Annotated in this window: 17 protein-coding genes; 3 read left to right on the forward strand and 14 right to left on the reverse strand. The window is 39.5% G+C overall.

The features are described 5' to 3' along the window. Positions 1–3: 3 nt before the first annotated feature. From M8998_RS03790 to M8998_RS03810, 5 genes are read right to left on the reverse strand one after another with little or no spacing between them, the layout of a single operon-like run. Positions 4–1,782 (reverse strand): DUF262 domain-containing protein, encoded by a 1,779-nt coding sequence (locus tag M8998_RS03790; RefSeq protein ID WP_249990760.1) that lies wholly within the window; start codon positions 1,780–1,782, stop codon positions 4–6. Between the two features lie 53 nt (positions 1,783–1,835). Next, the gene (locus M8998_RS03795) at positions 1,836–2,540 is read right to left on the reverse strand and encodes a hypothetical protein (protein ID WP_249990762.1); all 705 of its coding nucleotides are present in this window, start codon (positions 2,538–2,540) and stop codon (positions 1,836–1,838) included. A 54-nt stretch (positions 2,541–2,594) separates the two neighbouring features. After that, positions 2,595–3,068, reverse strand: a complete 474-nt coding sequence (locus tag M8998_RS03800) for a hypothetical protein (protein WP_249990764.1) — start codon at positions 3,066–3,068, stop codon at positions 2,595–2,597. Then, positions 3,065–4,234 (reverse strand): restriction endonuclease subunit S, encoded by a 1,170-nt coding sequence (locus M8998_RS03805; protein ID WP_249990765.1) that lies wholly within the window; start codon positions 4,232–4,234, stop codon positions 3,065–3,067. The genes M8998_RS03800 and M8998_RS03805 overlap by 4 nt, the downstream gene beginning before the upstream one ends. After that, complete coding sequence (locus tag M8998_RS03810; RefSeq protein ID WP_249990770.1) at positions 4,228–6,666, reverse strand: type I restriction-modification system subunit M; 2,439 nt, start codon at positions 6,664–6,666, stop codon at positions 4,228–4,230. Before M8998_RS03810 ends, M8998_RS03805 begins: the two co-directional genes overlap by 7 nt. A gap of 1,123 nt (positions 6,667–7,789) precedes the next feature. On the opposite strand from M8998_RS03810, the gene M8998_RS03815 reads away from it, so the two are divergent. Continuing rightward, positions 7,790–9,313: an AAA family ATPase gene (locus M8998_RS03815; protein WP_249990771.1), complete on the forward strand. Its 1,524-nt coding sequence runs from the start codon at positions 7,790–7,792 to the stop codon at positions 9,311–9,313. A 2-nt stretch (positions 9,314–9,315) separates the two neighbouring features. Further along, positions 9,316–10,167 (forward strand): HNH endonuclease, encoded by an 852-nt coding sequence (locus tag M8998_RS03820; protein WP_249990772.1) that lies wholly within the window; start codon positions 9,316–9,318, stop codon positions 10,165–10,167. Positions 10,168–10,569: 402 nt separating this feature from the next. Here the strand turns inward: M8998_RS03820 and M8998_RS03825 are convergent, their stop codons facing one another. Further along, entirely contained in the window at positions 10,570–12,516 is a 1,947-nt protein-coding gene (locus tag M8998_RS03825; RefSeq protein WP_249990773.1) for a hypothetical protein, read from the reverse strand. Between the two features lie 949 nt (positions 12,517–13,465). Between M8998_RS03825 and M8998_RS03830 the strand changes: the two genes are divergently transcribed. After that, positions 13,466–14,266 (forward strand): hypothetical protein, encoded by an 801-nt coding sequence (locus tag M8998_RS03830; protein ID WP_249990774.1) that lies wholly within the window; start codon positions 13,466–13,468, stop codon positions 14,264–14,266. Between the two features lie 849 nt (positions 14,267–15,115). Here the strand turns inward: M8998_RS03830 and M8998_RS03835 are convergent. The 8 genes from M8998_RS03835 to M8998_RS03870 form a co-directional block, all read right to left on the reverse strand. Next, entirely contained in the window at positions 15,116–17,026 is a 1,911-nt protein-coding gene (locus M8998_RS03835) for a sensor histidine kinase (protein WP_249990775.1), read from the reverse strand. Further along, positions 17,026–17,769, reverse strand: a complete 744-nt coding sequence (locus M8998_RS03840) for a LytR/AlgR family response regulator transcription factor (protein WP_249990777.1) — start codon at positions 17,767–17,769, stop codon at positions 17,026–17,028. Before M8998_RS03840 ends, M8998_RS03835 begins: the two co-directional genes overlap by 1 nt. A gap of 222 nt (positions 17,770–17,991) precedes the next feature. Next, positions 17,992–18,552 (reverse strand): hypothetical protein, encoded by a 561-nt coding sequence (locus M8998_RS03845; RefSeq protein ID WP_249990778.1) that lies wholly within the window; start codon positions 18,550–18,552, stop codon positions 17,992–17,994. Positions 18,553–18,580: 28 nt separating this feature from the next. Then, on the reverse strand, positions 18,581–18,856 hold the full coding sequence (locus M8998_RS03850; RefSeq protein ID WP_249990779.1) for a hypothetical protein: 276 nt from the start codon (positions 18,854–18,856) through the stop codon (positions 18,581–18,583). 25 nt (positions 18,857–18,881) lie between these two features. Then, entirely contained in the window at positions 18,882–19,433 is a 552-nt protein-coding gene (locus M8998_RS03855; protein WP_249990780.1) for a hypothetical protein, read from the reverse strand. Between the two features lie 11 nt (positions 19,434–19,444). Further along, positions 19,445–20,302, reverse strand: a complete 858-nt coding sequence (locus tag M8998_RS03860) for a hypothetical protein (protein ID WP_249990781.1) — start codon at positions 20,300–20,302, stop codon at positions 19,445–19,447. A gap of 24 nt (positions 20,303–20,326) precedes the next feature. Further along, positions 20,327–20,641 carry a hypothetical protein gene (locus tag M8998_RS03865; RefSeq protein ID WP_249990782.1) on the reverse strand — a complete coding sequence of 105 codons (315 nt, stop codon included), beginning with the start codon at positions 20,639–20,641 and terminating at the stop codon, positions 20,327–20,329. Positions 20,642–20,666: 25 nt separating this feature from the next. Further along, complete coding sequence (locus tag M8998_RS03870; protein WP_249990783.1) at positions 20,667–20,885, reverse strand: hypothetical protein; 219 nt, start codon at positions 20,883–20,885, stop codon at positions 20,667–20,669. Between the last annotated feature and the right edge of the window lie 281 nt (positions 20,886–21,166).

Genomic DNA, 21,166 nt, shown 5'->3' on the forward strand with positions numbered 1-21,166 from the left:
CCATTAATTATTGTTTAGATGTTTTGAAAGAACATGACGCATGGCTTTACTATAGTCTTTAGCATCTTGCTTTGTCCAGAATAGCGCTTGAGACATTTGTCGGCTATAATATTTTAGAAATAAATTCTTAGTTGCTATGGGAACAAAAACCCCATTTTTGTCATTTTCTATGATTCGCATTCTTTTGATAGGAAACATCGCGTTCTTATAACTTCTATTGGTCGAACTATCTAAAAGCGCGAGGTTCTCAATGCCATTGTTATCACTGATCTCACCCTCTCTAAAAAAATGATGCAATTGTTCGAAAAGTTCTCCGATTTCCGCTAACTCAAAAGGCTTAATCATGCTGTGGACGACTTTACTTGCTAATGTAAACCGCAGCGTGCTCTGTTCATCTTTCTTCATCTCCAATAGAACTTCATCAACAGCCTCCGCATAAGTCGTTTCTCCTTCATCTATTTTTTCGTCTGAATATCGTTCGAAACCTGTGAAATATTTCAACAGATCTGATAACCAATTGATGTAATTTTTGCTATTCGGGATAGCTTGAGTCTGAGAATTAACATGTTCAATGTCCCATTTCTCCAATTTATACTTATCGAAGGGAAACCAAAAGATTGCCTTTTCGGTCTGAAGAAGGGTTTCTATATTAAACAATAATAAAACCTTTTTTATTTCACTCTTATGACTATCGAACGACAGTTCCTCGAGTTCGATACCTTGGAGAGATTGCCGAATTTTTCCTAAAATCCAGCTAGCATACGCATCCTTATCCAAGCTCATGGAAACATGGATCGCCTCTTCAATATTAATAGCATGGTGCTCTATCAAAAAACCGATGTAATGATAAAGCTCACGATCTAAGTACCATTCTTCCAATTTGTTGAAGTACTGCTTTATTTTTAGCCATACCTCTTCAACGGATTTTTCAATATCCAAATTTTCCTCACCCAACATATGATAGAAATGCAAAAAGGAGTGTAGTCTATCGGACTCCGCTTTCTTTTTTGAAATCAGATCAAATACGAAGTCGATATGATTATCATAATCGATTTTCCCTTTAGTAGAGTTTATAAAATACCATAATTTGGGATCTCGAAGTTTCCTTTCAATCCCATCCCATTCTGTACTGATTTGAATTTGTTTTAATCCAGACCCATTTTTAAAATTTTCAGCCTTCAAAAACAAGGCTTTTATCAGTTCCGCATTCGTCAGAGGTATTTTACCGACGTTTATACGAGTAAATACTTCAATAGCACTTTCCTGTGATGTTTCAAACCAGATGATAAACGTTCTATTCAGCAAAATATCTTCAAAACGATTTATCAAGTTTTGTTTGCCGATGAAAAACTTTTTTATCGTGTCGAATACTTCATGAATATGATAGAAATCAATGTTTGAGTTACTCAAGCTTTCATCAATCCTGTCCAAAAACTTTTGGCTATCAACCCGTGTTTGGTAGCGCAGATCAAAGGCTTTAGGACGATACTCTTCTGAAAACCTGCCGTATAAAAACTTAAGAATTAGAAATATTGTCGTCAACCTTTGCTGACCATCAATTAAGTCCCACCCTTCCTCTAAATGGTCACTCTTCGCTAAAACGATAGGTTGCAAACAGTAGAAATCATCCTCGTCGTTTTTTTTCTCCATAAATGTGAACAAGTCTTTCAGCAGAGCTTCTGCCTCGATTTTTGTCCATCGATACCCCCGCTGATACGATGGTACAAAAAACGAATATTGCATTAAATCATTGATAGGCAACAATTGTAGGTTGTTATTCATTTTTAGATATTTCTTTTTAAAAATTAGTTTGATACTTCCCTAAACCTCTTTCGCTAAACCGCAACCAACCGATACTCGCCTTGAAAAATCACCTCCATCATCGGCTCTTCGGTTTTCTCCCCGCTCCAATAACGGCGCAGGTATCCCATAAAATCCCTGTAAAGCATCTTATGATTTAGACTATCTACAATCCTAAAATCGCCTACAAACATCCCCTCTTGCTCCAAAATTTCCACCCGATGTATATGCCCCTTTCCACTCAAGTATTTGTTCATAAAGTACGTACACGACGCTTCATCAGTAAAGAACGAAGCGCCTATACGCCGCGACGTCTTGTGATAGAATGCATCTACACGCGCCTGCTCCAAGAAATACTCCCAAAAAATCCGGTCATCGTTAATCATCACGAAACGATTCTCCGCATCAAAAGATTGCAAAAAAGCATTCAAATCATCTACATCGATGGTCAACCCTTTATGATGCGGTGCATGTGTGATCCTGTCCAAATCCAAGCTGCTACCAAAACTAATAGCAGAAGCTAATTCATCCATAAATCGATGTCCGTGCAAGTAAACAAAGTTGTTCAGGATCAGTAAAAAATCAAGGGGCAAATGATCCAAGCGACGCATAACATCCTCATAAGTCATCAATAAATGAATGTGCTCATGTGGATAGTTGTGAGGACCAGGTCGCCACACATCAGTATGTCGTTCATCTCCATCTGCACGCTCTAGTTCTACACGGTAATATTCGGTCATTGATTATAGGTTTAATTCGGTTTGGTTAATATTTTCAGGTAAGGTGCGATTGTTTTATTTTGATTTGAAAAAGTCTTTACCTTTCTCGAGATAATAAGATTTATACCCATCACCAGCAATTTCAGCCTCCCATAATTCGCGAAATACGGCATAATTACGATAGTAGTACATCATACCAGAATGCCAACTTTCCCAAAGTTTCGCTGAAATTCGCTTTTTCTTATACCAATAATATTGTTCAGCACAAAGGTTAAAGTAATCGATGAGCAAGTGATACATTTTTTTCTTTTCAATTAGAGAATCGATTTCTTTCAACTGACTTAATGTGGCAATAGTATCAAGTAGATCGAGGCTATCGTTAAATTCATCATACCTTTTGTTAAACTCGCTAAATAGCTCCTTCTCCATTTTTTGGTGGTTCAGCTTCTTGTTCGCAGCACTGAATATAACGGTTATCACTATACCTACAACTCCTAGAAAAGCAGGTGTAAAAGCTTTTACAAGGTCTAAAATTTCTGTATCCATCATACCAACCGCACTCTCCCCGTCAGCAATTCCTGCATCATTCCTTGTTTTACCTTTCGTGCTTTGCCCAGTTGCGCTTCCAAAGCTTCCAGCTCTGCATCCATATCCGATAATATCGTGGCGATGCGGCTTTGCTCAGTGAGAGATGGAAATTGTATCTTAAATTCTTGCAATGTTGGAAGCCTAATTGAATCAACAGTTGCTTTTACAGTATTTTGCATTGCGTGATTTCCAAAGTACATTCTAAAATACCAGTATAGGTACTTACCATTTGAGTTTACGAAATCACTAATTTTATAAACTCGCTGATGGAAATCAAACTTTCCATTTATATAATGAACAATACTCCCAAGATTACCTTCTCCAGGAATTAAGATTGCTTCTCCATCGAAAGAATAAGAATTAATTCTTTCAATAGTTTGTGAGCGAACAAAAAATGGATAAACACCATTTTCAATCTTATCTTGGTTATTTTTCCTTCCGGTGTAAATAATACTCATTTCCCCCAATTTCTTCTCCTCCCAATCCTCTTTTGGCGACAACAATTCTTGCATAGTACCTTGTTTAATCAGGCGTTTTTTGGCGATGAGTTGTTCTAAGCTTTCTATCCACGAATCGGCATCACTCAAGGCTTCGGCTATTGCTTCTTGTTCAGGTAAGGATTTTGGATAACAGATAGGTAACTTCTTTGCTGTTAAAGCATTATAGCTTTGTTGCTTTGTTCCTTGGCAATATTTTAATGCTAACTCATTTCCAAAAGCAACATAATAATGATATAAAAAAGACGTGTTAATTTTATTCTTTTGTGGATATAAAGCCATACACGACTGATTAGTTGTTGCCTTTATACCAGTTATTGCACAACTACCTCTTGTGCCCTCAGCTTCCAACCCAGTAATTGCCATCAAAAATGTTCCTTTCGGAATTATTTTAAGATTAGTATTTTTAATAGCTAATAGGGAAATTTTTTCTATTGTATCCTTGATGATATTATAGTTAAGCTCCCCGCTTGTTATCCAAGGAAAATCGCCTATATAGTATTCCTTATTACCTCTGTATGGTGTCATCCCACTTGAAAAACCTTCCATACAATCGCCGAAAGTTTCTAATACCCAATCTTCAGAAACCAGACCAATCTCCGTCTGCACCATCTTATTTTCTTTTACCATACCAATCCCATTTTTTGCAAATGCGCCAATACTTTTTGTGATGCTTCCACTGTTTGGGTTTCCAATGCAGGTAAAGCCTGTTGGTAGCGGTCTGCCAGTTCCTTAATACGTTGCGTCAAGTTTTGGCTCAGCTTTTCTTGTTCGCTGTTCAGCGCATTTTGCAATATAGGTGTCCATTTGTAGTTAATCACCATATCTTTTATTTCGGCTTCGGTAAGTAAAGGATATTGCGCCACCACTTTTATTTCCAGATTTTCTTTCGCAATCTTGATCAGTTTGGTAATGCCACCCAAAGCTTCCTGCGTATCAATATAGTTTTTGATGTATTTCAACTCTTCTTTGGAAGCATTTTCTGCCTTACGAACTTTATATAAGTCCTTTACATTTTTAAGATTTATTTTTTCCAACTCACTGAAAATGCCTTCCTCACCGCTGTTTTCTTCTTCTATTTCTGCAAGGGCTTCCTGCGTGGAGTTCAACTGGTTTTCTAAATTCTGCAAACTATCGGCTTGTTCTTTAAAGAAATAGGCAATCATCATTTCCGGCGTTATCATTCTGCCTTCTATCCCTGCCAAACCAGCGATCTCTTTATCCATTGCTGCTTTGCCATCTTTTCCTTTTTTGCCTTTCACCACCAAGCGGGTATATTCGGTTCCTGCTTGCCAGCCATCCAAAGCAATGCTGTAAAAATCGTCTTGCATAGTATCTGCCCAATACTGCATCAGGTGTTGGTACATCGCATAATGGCTCACCAAAGCGTTGCCTTCAAAATGTTTTAAAAGCGATTGTGTGGTTTGGTGGATATTATCTTTGAGGTGAAAACCTTTGTCTAATGTGTTCCATTCGGTTTGTTGCTGTTGCAACCATTGGTCAAAAGCTTGGTGCATCTCTTGGTTGAATGCCACGAACTCCGGATGGTTGAATATGGTCGCTTTTACGTCTTCCGCAGATACTTTCAAAGCAAAATAACCGGATCTGGCTTCGCTAAATAGCTCCGCTTTCAGTGATGGAAACAAATCCCAATAGGCCTGTAAGCCTTCCACATCCTTTTGTGGAATACCACCTAACAGATGCCCACTCAAATCCTGAATATCTTCTGCTTCCTGCGTGTCAATGTAGCGTGGAATATTGAGGTTGTAATCGTTTTTGGGATCGGCAATTTCGGTCATTGATACCATACGACTGTACTTTGGCACTTCGGCAAAGGCATCGAACACATCGGTTATCTTGCGGATATCCTGCTCGCGTAAGCGATTCTTGTTGCCGTCTTTCACAAAGCCTTTGCTGGCATCTACCATAAACAGTCCTTTGCGGTGCTCGGCATTTTCTTTGTCCAACACAATAATACAGGCTGGAATGCCCGTACCGTAAAACAGATTGGCAGGCAAACCAATAATCGCTTTGATATAGCCTTTCTTCAAAATATTCTTACGGATTTCGCCCTCTGCATTTCCACGGAACAATACACCATGAGGCAGTACAACAGCCCCTTTTCCGTGCGCTTTCAAGGATTGTAAGATGTGCAGCAGAAAGGCGTAATCGCCATTCTTTTCTGGCGGAATGCCCAATTCGAATCGGTTATATTCATCGCTATCTGGATTCACGTTATTTCTCCAGTTTTTCAATGAAAATGGTGGATTGGCAACTACATAATCAAATTTCCTAAGCGATCCGTTTTCTTCTTTATAGGAAGGACGGCTCAAGGTATTATCTGCAACAATGGTGGCGGTTTCGGCACCATGCAGAATCATATTCATATGCGCTAAGTTGGCAGTGGTCGTTTCCTTTTCCTGCCCGTACAAATCGATGTTTTTACCTGCTTCATTCATCACTTTCAATAAAAGCGACCCCGATCCGCAAGTCGGGTCATAAGCCATTGTTTGATGTGATGAATTGTTTTGGTTGATGCCAATGACCTTTGCCAATACGCGCGAAACTTCCGCAGGAGTATAAAACTGTCCTTTTGATTTTCCACTTTCGGTCGCAAAGTGACGCATTAGATATTCGTAAGCATCGCCCAAAATATCGTCACCCTCCGCGGAATTTCCGGAGAAATCCAAACTTGGATCATTAAAAATACGCACTAAGTTCGAAACGGTATCCACCAAATCTTTGCCTTTTCCCAGTTTCGTTTCATCGTTAAAATCGGGGAAATCATTCAGTTTATTCGCCTCTTTAATAGGGTTCAGGATTAGCTTATTGACCATATCGCCAATTTCTGGGTTCCCAATCAAATCCACCATATCATCAAACGACGCACCTTTCGGAACAGTGATGGCACCAAACGGATCGTCTTTGTACTTGTCAGATATGTACTTTACAAATAACATCGTCAATACATAATCCTTGTATTGCGAAGCGTCCATTCCGCCACGTAATTCGTCGCATGATGCCCATAATGAGCTATATAATTCTGATTTTTTTATTGCCATTTTACTGATTGCTTGGTAGTTATTTTTAAGCGATAGCGTTCCACAAATTATGTTTTTTTTCAGGCGAAAACAATACGGGAAAACGTAAAGTCTAAAAACTTATTATCGCTAACAAAACCAAATAACTAACCAGAAAATAATTGGATAAAAATAGTCAGCTGACGCTACAAGGTTGGCGAATGAGCTCCGCGATTGAAGCTTCCTGGATGCTTGGAACAAGAAGATGAAGTAAGCTCTCTTATTGAAGATTTTTTTATTCCACAATACTTGCAATGGTGATTGGTCTTTTCTGATCCTTCGTACAATATGTGTGCGCCTTTGTTAAATCCGTTAGGATGTTTACTGCACGATGAAGCCACTAATTCTCGGACAGAAGACTTTTTAATTCCACATTGGACACAATAAAAATTTGACATAATAATTGATTGGTTGATATAGCAAACATACGTATTAGAATGACCAAAATAGTCCATCTGAAAATATTTTTCACGACTCTAGCACTTAATTTCTCAAGCTATTGAATATAAGCATGTATTTTTCTAACAGGAAATAAGTCATTCCGTGCCCTTCCGGCAGCAAAATAGGCTCCTACTACGGTGCACATACGCACGCAAATCACACAGCCCCATGTTCCGCCTAGTGCACCTGATGTACAAAGAACTTTGACGACAGTACTATCTTTGATAAACCAATCACAGAAATCCACCCACCCAACGCCCCTCTCTAAAAAAGTCGCCTCAGCGAATTAGCAAGAGTAAAAATAAGCACCTCCTTCGTCCAAGACGTCAAGCGACGAGTGTTGCTCCATATTAGCGGACAAAGTGGAATTCTACCACCCCAAAGCGGAACCTACTAGTACTGTCACAGAAAACGATCGTATACTTTCAATTATGTCAGAAATGATCTTTCAGCCACGCTTAAACATGAAAAGTATCCCTGGAGGACACTTAAAATCTTGATCGCAGCGCATAAAGCTATAAAGGTGAGGCTCTGCCCAACTTCTGCTTGCTGTATTGACTCGTCCTAAAAAGGTTTACACCACTACTCCAAAATAATCTTCTTTTTCACAATCAAAATTGCCATCTTTAAAGCACCAAAATTAGACTTTCCTAAACAATCGCGAATGAACTTTTCAATATTAGATACATGGGGCGATTACCCGCCAAATGCAAAAAATCACGTTTTTTTAATTTGGGATAATTGGAATGACTATAGTTATTTCACTCTTTTTGCTATTTTTTATGTCGATAAACATTCTGAAAAGCACGATTTGGGTGCTATAAAAATTGGTTTTAAAGGCCAGGAAACTGGTGATAGGATTTATCAAATTGGTCATCGATTTTCTAATATTGGCGATATTTATTTTTCAGTTGGAACATCCGCCGAGTATTATGAAGGGCTAAAAAGTTTAGGGCCTCAATTACGCGATGATATTTTAATGAGCCTTAATGATATCGCAAAGAATAATAAACTTTATAAAGAAATCGAAAATGAACCTGTGTTTCAAACATCATTTCTAAGATCATTAAACTCGAATACCATTACCGGCCAGTTTCATCGCATTGCTGAAGGCGGAGCGAAGCTTACACCTTTTAACTTCTCATATGCAGAAGGCGCAGATGACGATGAGAAATTTGGTTTATCATTCGAAATTAAACCAGAGTCATTTCCTCCAACAAATGTTCATGTTTTAATAGGGAAAAACGGCGTTGGCAAAACGGTGTTAATAAATAAAATGATTGACTCTTTGGTAGTAGATCAAGAGCGCAAAGATGAAGTGGGAAGGTTTTTCTTTTATGATGCCGAACCTTGGGAAGAAGAAGTGGGTCATTTTGCAAATCTAATATCCGTCTCTTTTAGCGCCTTCGACGAGATTGAACCTCGTTCTGAAAATGTTGAATTAATTGATGAAATGACCTATTCTTATATCGGCTTGAAATTGCCATCTTCAAACGATACAAATGCACCAAAAATTAAGGACTCTACAATGTTGCCCAAAGAGTTTTTGTCCAGTTTAGCCAGTTGTCGGTCAGCAGGGACTTATGAACGTTGGACTTCTGCTATCACGACATTACAATCTGACCCTTATTTCAACGAAGTCAGAATAATTGATTTAATAGAAATGGATGGTACTAGAGAATCTAGTGCTAAGACCTTAAGGACATTTCGGCGGCTTAGTTCTGGTCATAAAATAGTATTACTAACTATTACACGTTTAATCGAAAAATTACAAGAACGGAGCTTAGTTATAATGGATGAGCCTGAAGCCCATCTTCATCCACCGTTGCTATCCGCATTTATACGGGCCGTGTCTGATCTATTGATTGCTACAAATGGAGTGGCTATCGTTGCCACCCATTCACCCGTAATTTTACAAGAAGTTCCAAAAAGCTGTGCTTGGAAACTAAAGCGTAGTGGTAATTTAATGGGCGCAGATCGTCTGCCGAGGGAAACGTTTGGTGAAAACGTAGGTTTATTAACCAATGATGTTTTTGGTTTGGAAGTTACCGACTCAGGGTTTTATACACTTCTTAATCGTATACTCTTAGAGAGGAACTATGACTATGATAGTGTTATAGAGACTTTCAACGGACAGCTTGGTACAGAAGCTAGATCGATAATTATGGCAATAATCAGTAATCGCTAAACATGTTAAAATTACCTAAACCAACTCTATTAACTGCGACCGTTTATGCAGACTGTATTAACTCGACTCAAAATGCATTGAAAAAAGCCAAGCTTACTGCCTGTACACCACTAATTTTGCAAGCTGAGGCAGAGTTTAATAGTAAAGTTACCAAAGGGCTGATACATACTATTGCTCGCGAAACGATTATCAACGGCAATGTTACGGTTAGAGAATTAAAATATGTTTACACGGGTCAAATGGTCGGACATGCCAACGGAAGAATTCATTATGATAAATTATTGTTGTCAGCACCTCATAACTTGTGCCCGTTGTGCGCACATCGGGATGTTGATACTTTAGACCATTATTTACCCAAAGCAAAATATCCCCGGCTCTCTATAGTGCCAATTAATCTAATCCCCGCATGCACAGTATGTAACAAGGGGAAATTAATGGAATATCCGTCAACACCCGAAGATGAAACACTTCATCCTTACTACGATGATATCGAAAAAGTCCAATGGTTGAAAATGCATGTATTGCAAACGAACCCAGTCTCAGTATCATTTTATGTGGATCGACCGACTGTTTGGAGTCAATTATTATTTGATCGCGTTAGCAGGCATTTTGAATCATTTGAGCTAAAAAAATTATATGGAACTCAAGCAGGTCGAGAATTGGCAGGAATGAAAAAACAATTAGCCGGTATCTATGGTGAAAGATCGAATCAAATTGCAGTGAAAAAATTTTTGCTTGAGACTGCCAGGTCTAAGTCTGAAGTATATTTAAATCTTTGGCAGGCAGTTTTATATAGAGACCTTGCAGCCGATGCTTGGTTTTGTGATGGTGGATTCCATTTAATTGGAACTTAATAATTTTTAATCATTAAAAAGTAATAATTTTAAAGTCAAAACGACTGAAGTTACAACCGTTTAATTATTTCTAAATTTCAAACAATATCTTTATGTTTTATATTTATAAACGTTATTATACTTAATGGGGAAATAGTATTGGGTCTTAAAACATCCTGCCCCCCTGTTATCACCAAAAAATTATCACACCTTAGGAATACAGGGGGCGTTCTTCGGGCGAGAGACTTTAAATGATGAAGGTTAACAAACGAAGCATATTATCACATGGTTTATCTGTACGCATATATCCTCCATATTTTATAACTTTAGCGAATCGAACAAAAATGGACTTAAACAAAATTGGCTATTTGTTTAATGACTATTTTGCATTGTTACAAATCTCGCTTAGGCATATTTAATTGATTAGTATTTAAAGTATCTATGTGATTTAATGTGCCAGTAGTCAGGCTGAGATAAAAGCAGCGGTTCGATTTTGGGCTTGTGTGGAAAGTGTTTAATTAACTTTTCCAAACTTTTGCAAGCATTTTGCAGCTTGTTCTTCTCATCCTCACTGCAAGCAAGAACGATCTGGTCTGGAAATATCATCTCCGCGATATCCGCAAGTGATTTTAGCGATTTCATACTATCATCAAAAAAACCTTTGCTATGGTGTTTTGCTTCACCTATTACAAACTTTCCAATATCATTTATAACAATGTCTAGGTCCCCACACGGTTTGTTGCTATGTACATCATCATACAAATTCAATTGCGGAGAAAATTGGAACGAGCCTAAACCATTACTCAAAGCCGCCAAAGCCCTTATGACTGTTAGATTGCCGTCACGGCTTGTTTTAGTTGTGAATATATTATTTTTTATCAAGTCATTCAACTTGTATGCAAACTGTGGCTCTACGGGTAAATTAAAATCTCTCAGACAACCGCGACAATTCACTAACTCCCTCACTTCGTTGACGTGATACCAAAATGTCGATGAACAATTAGCACATTTTAATTTGAACCCTTTGAAAAACACTTGGTATCCTGTCAACTCGGTCAAAGTTTGTTTCAAGCCTAAAGTCAAATTTTCCAAATTAAACCATCCTTGACTGCGATCAACGAATTTTAATTTCTGCTGAGCGTAAATTGCTAATGCTTTAATTAGAATTTCGTCGAATGTCAAGCTATCCCCTGTAACCTTTTCACTCGTGCTAAGTTCCACAAAAATGTCAACCCAAAATTTGTCTGAAAAAAAGTAATTAATTTCCTCTAGCTGGCCATTGAACGATTTTATAAAGGCTCTTAATCGGTTGCTTGCATCATGTGGACCAATGTCCTCTATTTTATTTTTAGAATATTCTCCGTGTATGACCGGGCTACATATCAACTGACGTACAAGTTTATCAAAAGAAGGTATACTGATTTTAAAATAGTCTGTTTGGTTCTGCTGACTATTTAGGAATATGGAGAGGTTTCTTGAAAGGGTGACGCGTCCTCTGATCTCTTTGACAATATACTGCGATTCTGTTGTTAAGGGAAACAACACAGGCTGTTGACCTGACTCAAAGTCTTGGGAGATTTTTAGGTCGAGAACATAGGTTTGTTCTAAATAAACCGGTGTGCCTCCAAAGCTTAGTTTTGGCACATGAACACGTCCATTATCCGACACCAATGTTTGCGTTGTGACGGACTCACCGTAATCCCGTTCAAATAATCCGTTTCTATCTAAAACCTCATATGGAAACGCACTGATGTCATAATATTGGAAATTGGTGTTAAATGCTATAGGGCGCAACAAATTTTCTATAAGCTCTTCTATCTCCTTTTGATTCAATGATGTCGACACAACATGAATTGAGGAATCTCCCTTCATATCGTATAGAACACCACCGAAGAATTTATCCTTGGAGAATTCCTTTAATTGATCGACAGTTACATAGACAATGTTTTTATGTTCATATAAACCACGATTCCAATAATACAGCAAGTCGTCAGCTTGTTCGTCACTTCTAGCAACGACTAACTCACAATCATTGAATTTAGCATGTCGCAGATTCCTTAAAATATGAGTGTTAACATTTTTCTTAGCTAAAGACACTAGGTTGACAGGCTTCTCCAAATGAATAATTTTATTAAGTTCAGCAAGTCTTTCATTGTCGATTACCAATTGGATTTTCTTCTTGCTCATTTCATATTCATGATGATAGGGCATATCACTCAAGCCGAAATTTAGCTCATAAAATTTGGGTAAAATTCTGTCTTCGGGCCATACCATTTCGGGTAGTAAGACTTTGGCGCTCGCATCATAATCAGTTAGAAAGAAAAAAGTATTAACACCAGTGATATTTTCAATGGGAGGATGTTCATCCATATTTACATAGCCTGTAGGGTTAAACAGTCCGAGGTTCTTTAGAATTTCAGGATCAACACCCGTACTATAGAATATAAGATCGGGGTCATAATGTCTAATAATATCGAGGTAACCGGGCGATATCTCTCCGTCGTCTACAGGTATAATGGGATTGTACCGACCTCCCCAGAGTGACTGATTTCTAACGATTAACCGATACAATTTATCATAGGAATAATTCGTAGATATAAAAAACATGAACCTCTGGTGTCTCGGCCTAACCGCAATCTGATATATATTCATTAATAAAACAATAAATATTTATTGGTCGTTAAACAACATTGCATGAATCTGTCGTGGTTGCTATATTTAATCGGCCAAGAATTTTAAGCATAAGTTGCTTTTCCAAAAATGTATAATTACAAATATAAAAAACGTACTCGTAGTATTGAAGGGGTAGCCTCACCTGTTTTTGAAGTCTTACCATTCGATTGTGATTGCAAAAGGGTTCATATTCTTTATTTGTGATATGATTTAATTTCGTAGATTTATGAAATAGCATTTGCAGCTAAAAAATTAGGTGAGCTTTTCGGTGAGTCTCTTTTTGAAAAAGGGCTTCATGACATCCCAAACGGCGATTTTAGGTTCAAAATATGATCCCAGCGGGATCACAAAAAAACCTCACAGAAATGTGAGGTTTTTTTGTTTCCGACAGATTCGAACAGAAGGGTCGGCATGGGTTCGAACATATTCTTTGCAGCCCTGAGTATGGGGACAAGCGACGCAAAATATCCCAGCGGGATCACAAAAAAAGCAACCTCACAAGGGTTGCTTTTTTTGTTGGCTGGGATGAGAACCCAATGGTTCGATTCTGGAAGGCTCAGGCCTGCGTCCGAGAGTAGCTAAAAATGTCATTTTGACTTATGGAATTACATCCCGGTATTCATCATTAGGTTAAAGCACATGATATATGAAGTATACAGCCCTGATGAGTTTGATGTTCGGTATGATAGTTTCCTTTTCCGCTTTTGCAACGGAACAAGCACCGGATCGGTTAATTGTTAACGGCGATACCCTATTACTCCACGCTTTGCCTCTACAGCAATGGGCAAAGCTGAACGAGTTGGAAAGACCGCTGTTCCCCGATTCCTTAAGTAGTTTTTCTACTGGATGCTGGCGAGGATACGTTGCTTATTGGGAGCTGATCGATAATCAATTGTACCTAACGGGTATCTATAATGGGAATCACAGCGCAAAAGTAAACTTGGATACGCTATTTGGCAATAAAGTTTACGATAGTCGGGTACCTGCTGACTGGTTTACCGACAAGGTAACTGCCTACAAAGGTAGGCTTGTATATTATCAGCATGCAGGCTTTTCCAGTATTCACGAAGATGAGTTTGAGTATGTTTTCGAAAAGGGCATATTGAAGACTTCGGCTTACTTCGACAATTCCTTATCTACCAGTACACCCCGTACTATGTACCAGCCTGTTCCAATAGGCACCATAGACTCCCTCATTCATTGGGCGACGCTACCTCCTATCGAAGAAAATATCTACGTTTCTATAACCTTAGAGGTTGATCAATTCGGTAAGGTGGATTCCATATTGGGAATAAATGGTGACTTTGATGTATTTAATCAGGAGGCGTTACGGGTAGTCCGATTGTTGACGGCACTTCCCGTTACTTACAAGCGTGGAGAGTTGCTGGATCAACCGTTATATTTACGTTTTGTCTTTACACGAAAGAAACAGCAAAGGTTTCTTTAAAAGTTGAGAGATTGGGGTTTTGATTTCAGTTATGATAATTCGCGCGTTATGTGTAGGTTAAATATGTGAAAAGAACGCATTTTGCTGATACCGACGCTTTTGTTTAAAAATTGCTCTCTATGAAGACTATAATAGCGCCTAAAGTGAGCGTGTTTGATGCTATAAATTTTCAGTAGAAAGTGATTATCATCATAGCCTTTTTTCTACCCCGAAATATCGGCAATCTCATAAGGATGAGCGTTTATTTGGAAAGGCTTTCTGCATTTGAAATATCTAATTGGCATACACCAAAATATAGAATTTCATTTCTTAAAATAGATTTGATAAGACACATGATGTGTAAATAAGTTTAAACACCATGTGTGCCTTTTAATAGAAGGATACTTGCATATAATGCTAAATGGAGAAATGTAAAGAACAGCAGATACCTAGCCGATATTTGCCAAAGAAGACATTCTGCCGCATAACTATACAGATTTGCCACCACACAGATTTACGCCAAGATACTTAATGAGAAAGTGAGTGATGATATGGCACCACTGATGAAAAAGTTTGCAGTGCAAACTGACGAGTAGGTTTTTTTTATTACACGTAGAGTATTCTTTATCATGCAATTTTTTATCGCAGTATACACGCTAAAAACATAGCAAAACATATAATCCAGGGATGGTTTTTATAAAACAGCATCACTGCAAATCTCGTTTGGATGAATTAAAAACTCAGGATATGTTCGCGAGTTGTTTTGGTTGACTCTTACAGAGTTTGCATTCGTGATCAACTCTAAATGTATCTAAGCTGTCGCAAAAAAGATTGTTCAAAATGCAACATTTCTGCATATTCTTAACGATATTAACCTTTAATTGGAATATTTAAAAAAATCACTGTACCGCGCTTGGCATCGGTTATACTTTTCAGTTTTGCTTTCTTTCCTAAGAGCTGTAGTCGCTCGCGACTGATCGTACTGGATAGAGAACGGTGATCGGGTTTGATGCCGGGGATTATTTTTTTACCGCTATCGCTAATAGTCACTTTCAATACTTCTGCTTCGATCGTAAAGGCAATGGTGATATGTCCATTTCCGGTTTCCATATTGATCCCATGGAGGATGGCATTCTCCACAAAAGGCTGTACCAACATCGGCGGCACCATGATGGCAGTCAAATCTTGATCTTCTGGAATAGAAACCTGATAGGTGAATGCCTGATCAAAACGCATCTGTTGCAAACTGAGGTAGTTTTCCAAGGTTTCTACTTCTTCATCTAAGGGCACCAATTGCTCCCGGCTTAGCTCCAAACTACTGCGTAGCAGTCTACTGAAACGATTAAGGTATTTGATGGCGCGATCTTTCTGATCCAGTCGTATAAAACTCTGCAATGCCGAAAGCGTATTGAAAATGAAATGCGGCTCCATCTGGGTGCGCAGTAATTGCTGCTGCAAGACTACTTTTTCCTTTTCCATCCTGATCCGACGCTGTTGCTGACTGTAGTACAGCAAGAAGATTCCTAAGGCCAATAGTCCTAAAGTTAGCAAGCAAATAATCAACCAAAGGCGGTTTTGTTGCAGTTGCAAAGTATTGATTTGGATGTTTTCATGCAGCGTTTGGATGGATCGATCTTTGGCTTGCAACTGATAGAGTGCATTCATCTCGGCCACCGCTTGCGTATTTTGCTCTTGATAGATATCTTCTTCCAAATCCATCGTATGATTTAAGAGCGCTATGGCTTCGTCTTTACGTCCCGTTTTTTCGCACAAGGTGGCTACGGCCTTTTGGTAATAGATCTCGTCATGCTTTAGAATCATTTCGGAATGTTCTTTTTTCAGTTTGGCTGCCTTCAGCAAATAGGTGCCTGCCAAGTTTGTATTGCCAAGCAGCAAGTAAGTACTCGCCACATTGCAATAATCCAAAAAAAGATTTTTAACATCGGTAGGATGTGCTGCACTGACATTGTTTCTCTCTTCATCCAACTGCATTTTAAGCAGTTGATAATGAACTAAAGAATCGGTTTGACTGGTCTTTTCAAAATAGAAAACCTTGGACTCATACAGATAGGCTGGATTGTATTGGGTAGGATGTTGTCTGTGCAGTTCCTCTAATTTGCGGAGGTATGGTGCAATGCTATCGGCAGGTTGTTTGCGTGCCCGCTGCGTCTGGATCATCTGCACTAGCACACGTTGATGGCTGATGTGCCCTGCTGGCAAGGAATCGCAAATTGGGATCGCTTCGCGAATCATTCGCTCTGCGAGCGAGAGTTGATACGTGGCATTATTGCTTTGTGCCGCGGATAGCAACATCACCGATTTGGCTTCTGCAGACAGATCGACTAAACTGTCTGAGAGTACAATCGCTGCCGCTTGATTATAATAAAAACCTGCTTCATGCGCCTTAGATTGTAAACTCAGAATATTGCCCATCCCATTGTACACTAGCGCTTTTTCGTCGAGATTTCCTTGTGTCGGTTCGATAAAATCCAATGCTTTTTTCACAAAGAAACTAGCCGAATCCTCCCCTCGCATGCCGTACATCCGCGCCAAATGATACGTCACCTTAGCATACGATACGCTGTCGGACGATAAGGTAGGATCTTGGTACAACTGATGCCAGACGGACTTTAGAGAATCGTAATTTTGCGGCGTAATGCCGGCCGTTTCTAGCTGCTGTATGTGTGTTTTTACATCTGATTTGCCAGCTGTATACGTAGTTGTATGTTCTTGACAGGCAAATAGAAAACTTATGAACAATATAAAAAAGAAACTGCGCATCACTTCGCAAGGGATAATTGTTCGATAATAAAGTTCTTTCTGCGCAGAGAAATTGGGATTTCTTCCTTGTTCTCCAAAACCAAAATTTCGGAACGCTGAATGCTAGAGATGTATTTCCGATTGACCAAATACGACTGATGCGTCCGTAAAAAATGAGGATTTGGCAACAGCTCTTCAAAATACTTCAGCGGTTTAGAGGTCAACTCCACTTTTCCGCTTTGCAAATGAAAATGGGTATACGGACCATCGCCTTTACAGTATAGAATATCTTGCACTGGGATGATGCGAATGTTGTTAACCGAATTCAAGGCAATACTTTCTGGAAGTTGATTTTCCGCGATGCTCTGTTGCGCGAGCGACAGTTGCTGCATCCACTGTGGATTATCTTCTCGCCGACGACGGTAGCGATCAAGCGCTTCCTGCAATTCGGTCTGATCGATAGGCTTGAGTAGATAATCTAGCGCACCGTATTTTATCGCTTTTATAGCAAAGTGATTGTAGGCGGTGATGAAAATAATGTTTTGAGGAATAGTTTTTAGTTGATTCAATACATCGAACGCCGTACCATCGCGCAGCTGAATGTCCATCAATACGATGTCGGGCATTTTTTGCTCGAGTAAAGTCGTTGCATCACACACATTATCAGTCCAACCGATCAACTCCATATCGGTTTCTTGCTGCACGAGATAGCTTATTTCTTTGCGCACAGCGGGTTCATCCTCTATAATTACCACTTTTATCATGCGCTGATCCGTATTTGCTGCATACTTATTGCTGTCACCCTGCATTGTGTAATGTGATGTTCTTGTTGCTTTGGTAGATAGTCTGACTTTGCCTGATCGGCATCATCAGATTCCGCGCAGTTAGCTATTCCATAGAATAGCTAACTGCGGAAAATTCTTTCCCTAATGTAGCATCATTTTTTCAAAAAATGATTGGCTATCACTCAAAAAACCACCCTATTATTAACAGGGAAACCACCAATGGATAAAAGATAGCTTTCCATCTTTGAGAAAGAGACGAATGTGTCCATCAGATATATTTTCCTCGTCTTCACGGAATATCAGCATCTGCATTTTTCCTTCCCCTTGTACATCTAGCTCACCCATGGCTTGTACAGCATTGGGAAAATGAATCGCCAAATCAGCTAACGTTGTCGAGGCATCCAATCGCAAATCGGTATACAGTATAAAATGATCATTAGTAAATCGGAATTCATCTACCGCAAGCTTCTCCTGGCTGCGTTCGAAACGAGAACCATCCTTGTACCAATATTCATCATCCGCATCTTTGCTGCCATCGGCGTATTCAAAAACATAACTACAGGGCTGCAAATCGATGAGTAAAGCGGTGCTGTCTGCTTGCTGATAATGCGCTTCGAACTCAGACACCGAAAAGAAGCGTGCCAACTTGCCATCAAATCGTATGTGTGCTACATCCAACACTTCAGGTAGCATAGTCTCTTGAGCGTGAGTAATAGAAAGCTGCAAAAGCACAACAAGTAATACGGTAAATCTAACCATCATAGTAAAGGGATTTAATAGTGAAAATAAATTAAAGAGTAGATAAGTATAGGAAAACAAGAGCTCCAATGGCGAGAAGCCCTAGATTGATCGCTGCCAATTGGTATTTTGTTTTATAACCAAGAGCGAGCATTTCTCCGAAAAGGTACAGTCCTTCTATTAGCAAGATACCGAGCGCGACGAACAACAGGATTTTCAATCCCATACCATTATTGCCACCACCTTTATCCGCTTCGCTGGTATGGAGTGCTAATACGAGTAGCGCAGCAGCACCAATCAATAATCTGGGAAAAAGATGTCTAAGCATAAAAAATAATTATTAAAAAAGACCGCTACAGCACATCATTTATGCTGATGTTTACAGGTATTACGCTTACCGCGTCGTCTTCTAACTGAAGCCGAAGCTCGATATGGCCAGTCAAGCTAGAAAATGGCGCAAGCGTACGAATTTGAATGCCCACATTTTGACACAATTTCTCCTCGTGTTCCCACAATCCAAATCGCTGTACATACAGTGGGTATTGACTCGTATCTGCCAGGGTGATGTCTACTCCATTTTCGTCACGAAGTTGCATACTCACTATCCTGCAGGTGATGCCATCCACCAAACCGGTTGCGAAACTGCCTTCTTGATCTGCGACAGATTGCAACGCTGCTAGCTCATGGGCAGATAACGGATAATAACTCACTAATAACCATTGATTAGTCGGCTCACGCTGTCTTTCGGTCATGTCGGTGATGCTTGCGTGCATATTGTCAGCAAGTAAGTTTAGTAAAGCTTGGTTCTCTTCCTTACTGTTTTTGCTTCTGGCAGGATCGCTCTGTTGTTGACAAGCACTAAGTGAGATGCTAATGATGAGGAGAAATAGAACAGGCTGCAGCATAGTATTGCGTATTAATAGGTGATCAATTGTATCTTACTATATTCCTCAATTGCGCGTAGTACGCGTGTTGGCGTAATGATTCGGGGCGTTTGCGGATCGAATACGCCTTGATTATTCCATTGCCATTGTGTATTCTTAGCGAGTAGAAAGGCTAAGCGCTCTCTTGCGGATAAACCTTGCAGCGTGTAGTACGTACTATATTCGCCCTCATCGCCCCTATTCTGTCTATAAGTTCCTTTAATTTTTACGCCATGTTGCTTTTCATAGCCTTGGATAAATGTGGCATCCTTGTCCGACAGTGCATGTCTTTCATCTCGCGGACAGCAGATCGCCCCATACTGTTCTGTACGATAGACCACGAGATCCGCTTTCGAGGCGACAGGCTTTTCAAAATTAAACTGCGGATGTCCATCGCCAGAAATGTGATACTCATCCACCGTCACCGATCCATTAGCTCTGCTCACTTGGTAATAATAGTTGGTGGTGGCAGGTTCGATGGAGATCCCATTTTTGGTAGCTTCTTCCGCTATTTTATTATAAAATTCCCAATCCGGAATCACGAGTATAAATTCGGGCAACTCGGGATAGAATCCTTCCAAATCCCTAAATACGGCGAATGGGATATGCGCCTGAATAAAAAATACTGGGACGCTCGCGGCATCACAAGAAAGCGCATGATCAATCAGAAAAAAACCTTCCTGTGTCGCTGTATTGCTTTGCTCAATCGTGACTACATGATGCAGCTCCGACTTCAACCAATCTGGACGAGGACGATTTCCTGCCGATGGATGAACAGCACTCGAATGGCAATTTTGTACTAAAAATGCCGTCGTCAATAGCGACATGAAAAAGATTAGTTTTATCATCATCTATTTAAGTCAACAAGTAATGTATCAGTCTACAAATGGATTTTCCAAAAACAAGGGCACCACGATATAGAACAGGTAAAAATAGTATAATACGGCACTGAGCCCAATGAGAATCAACACAATAGATGCCATTAAGGTCCAGAAATGCCGTACATGAATAATCATATTGTGGATAGACCAATAGGCTATCGCAATCGGAATAGTGAGGTATATCGCGCGTTCGATCACGATATTGTGCAGCGTGGCCATGCCGATCTTCGCACCGAAACTAAACTTCATAATGAATACGACGGTGAACAACGTGGTGAGTAACACAAACACGGCTACAGTGCAGACCATTACTTTCGTGGAAAACAATCGCATCTTATTTCTTTCCAACGCTGGGATGATTTGGATTTTCGCCTAAGGCGCTACTAAACAACATGGCCAAACCCGTCAGCACCAACAACAAAATCAAGCCGGAAAGTATGATTTTCATCACCTGCCCGTAATCCACCGGAAACCAAGCCCAGAGGTAATTTAAGCAGAGAAAACAAACGCCCAAAAGCGATAGGATAAACACTACTACGATGAAATATTTCATAATGTGAATGGTTTATAAGTTGGACAAATAGGTGGCCTTCTTCTGATCAAATTCTTCTTTGGTGATGATTAACATTGATATCATCATTATCCAAAAAGTATTCGGTATCGCAATGATTACAGATATAATGATCCTCCTTGACGGATTGTTTTTTGACACTTCCACATTGCGGACATTTTAAAGCGGTAATTCGTTTGGCCATCCTTTCCAGTTGCAGTTTAAAAATCTATTGTTGACTAATATTACCACATATAGGTGAAAAGGTTGCGAAGCAATTACAA

Origin of the sequence: Sphingobacterium sp. lm-10 (assembly GCF_023554555.1) — a bacterium.
Lineage (GTDB): Bacteria > Bacteroidota > Bacteroidia > Sphingobacteriales > Sphingobacteriaceae > Sphingobacterium.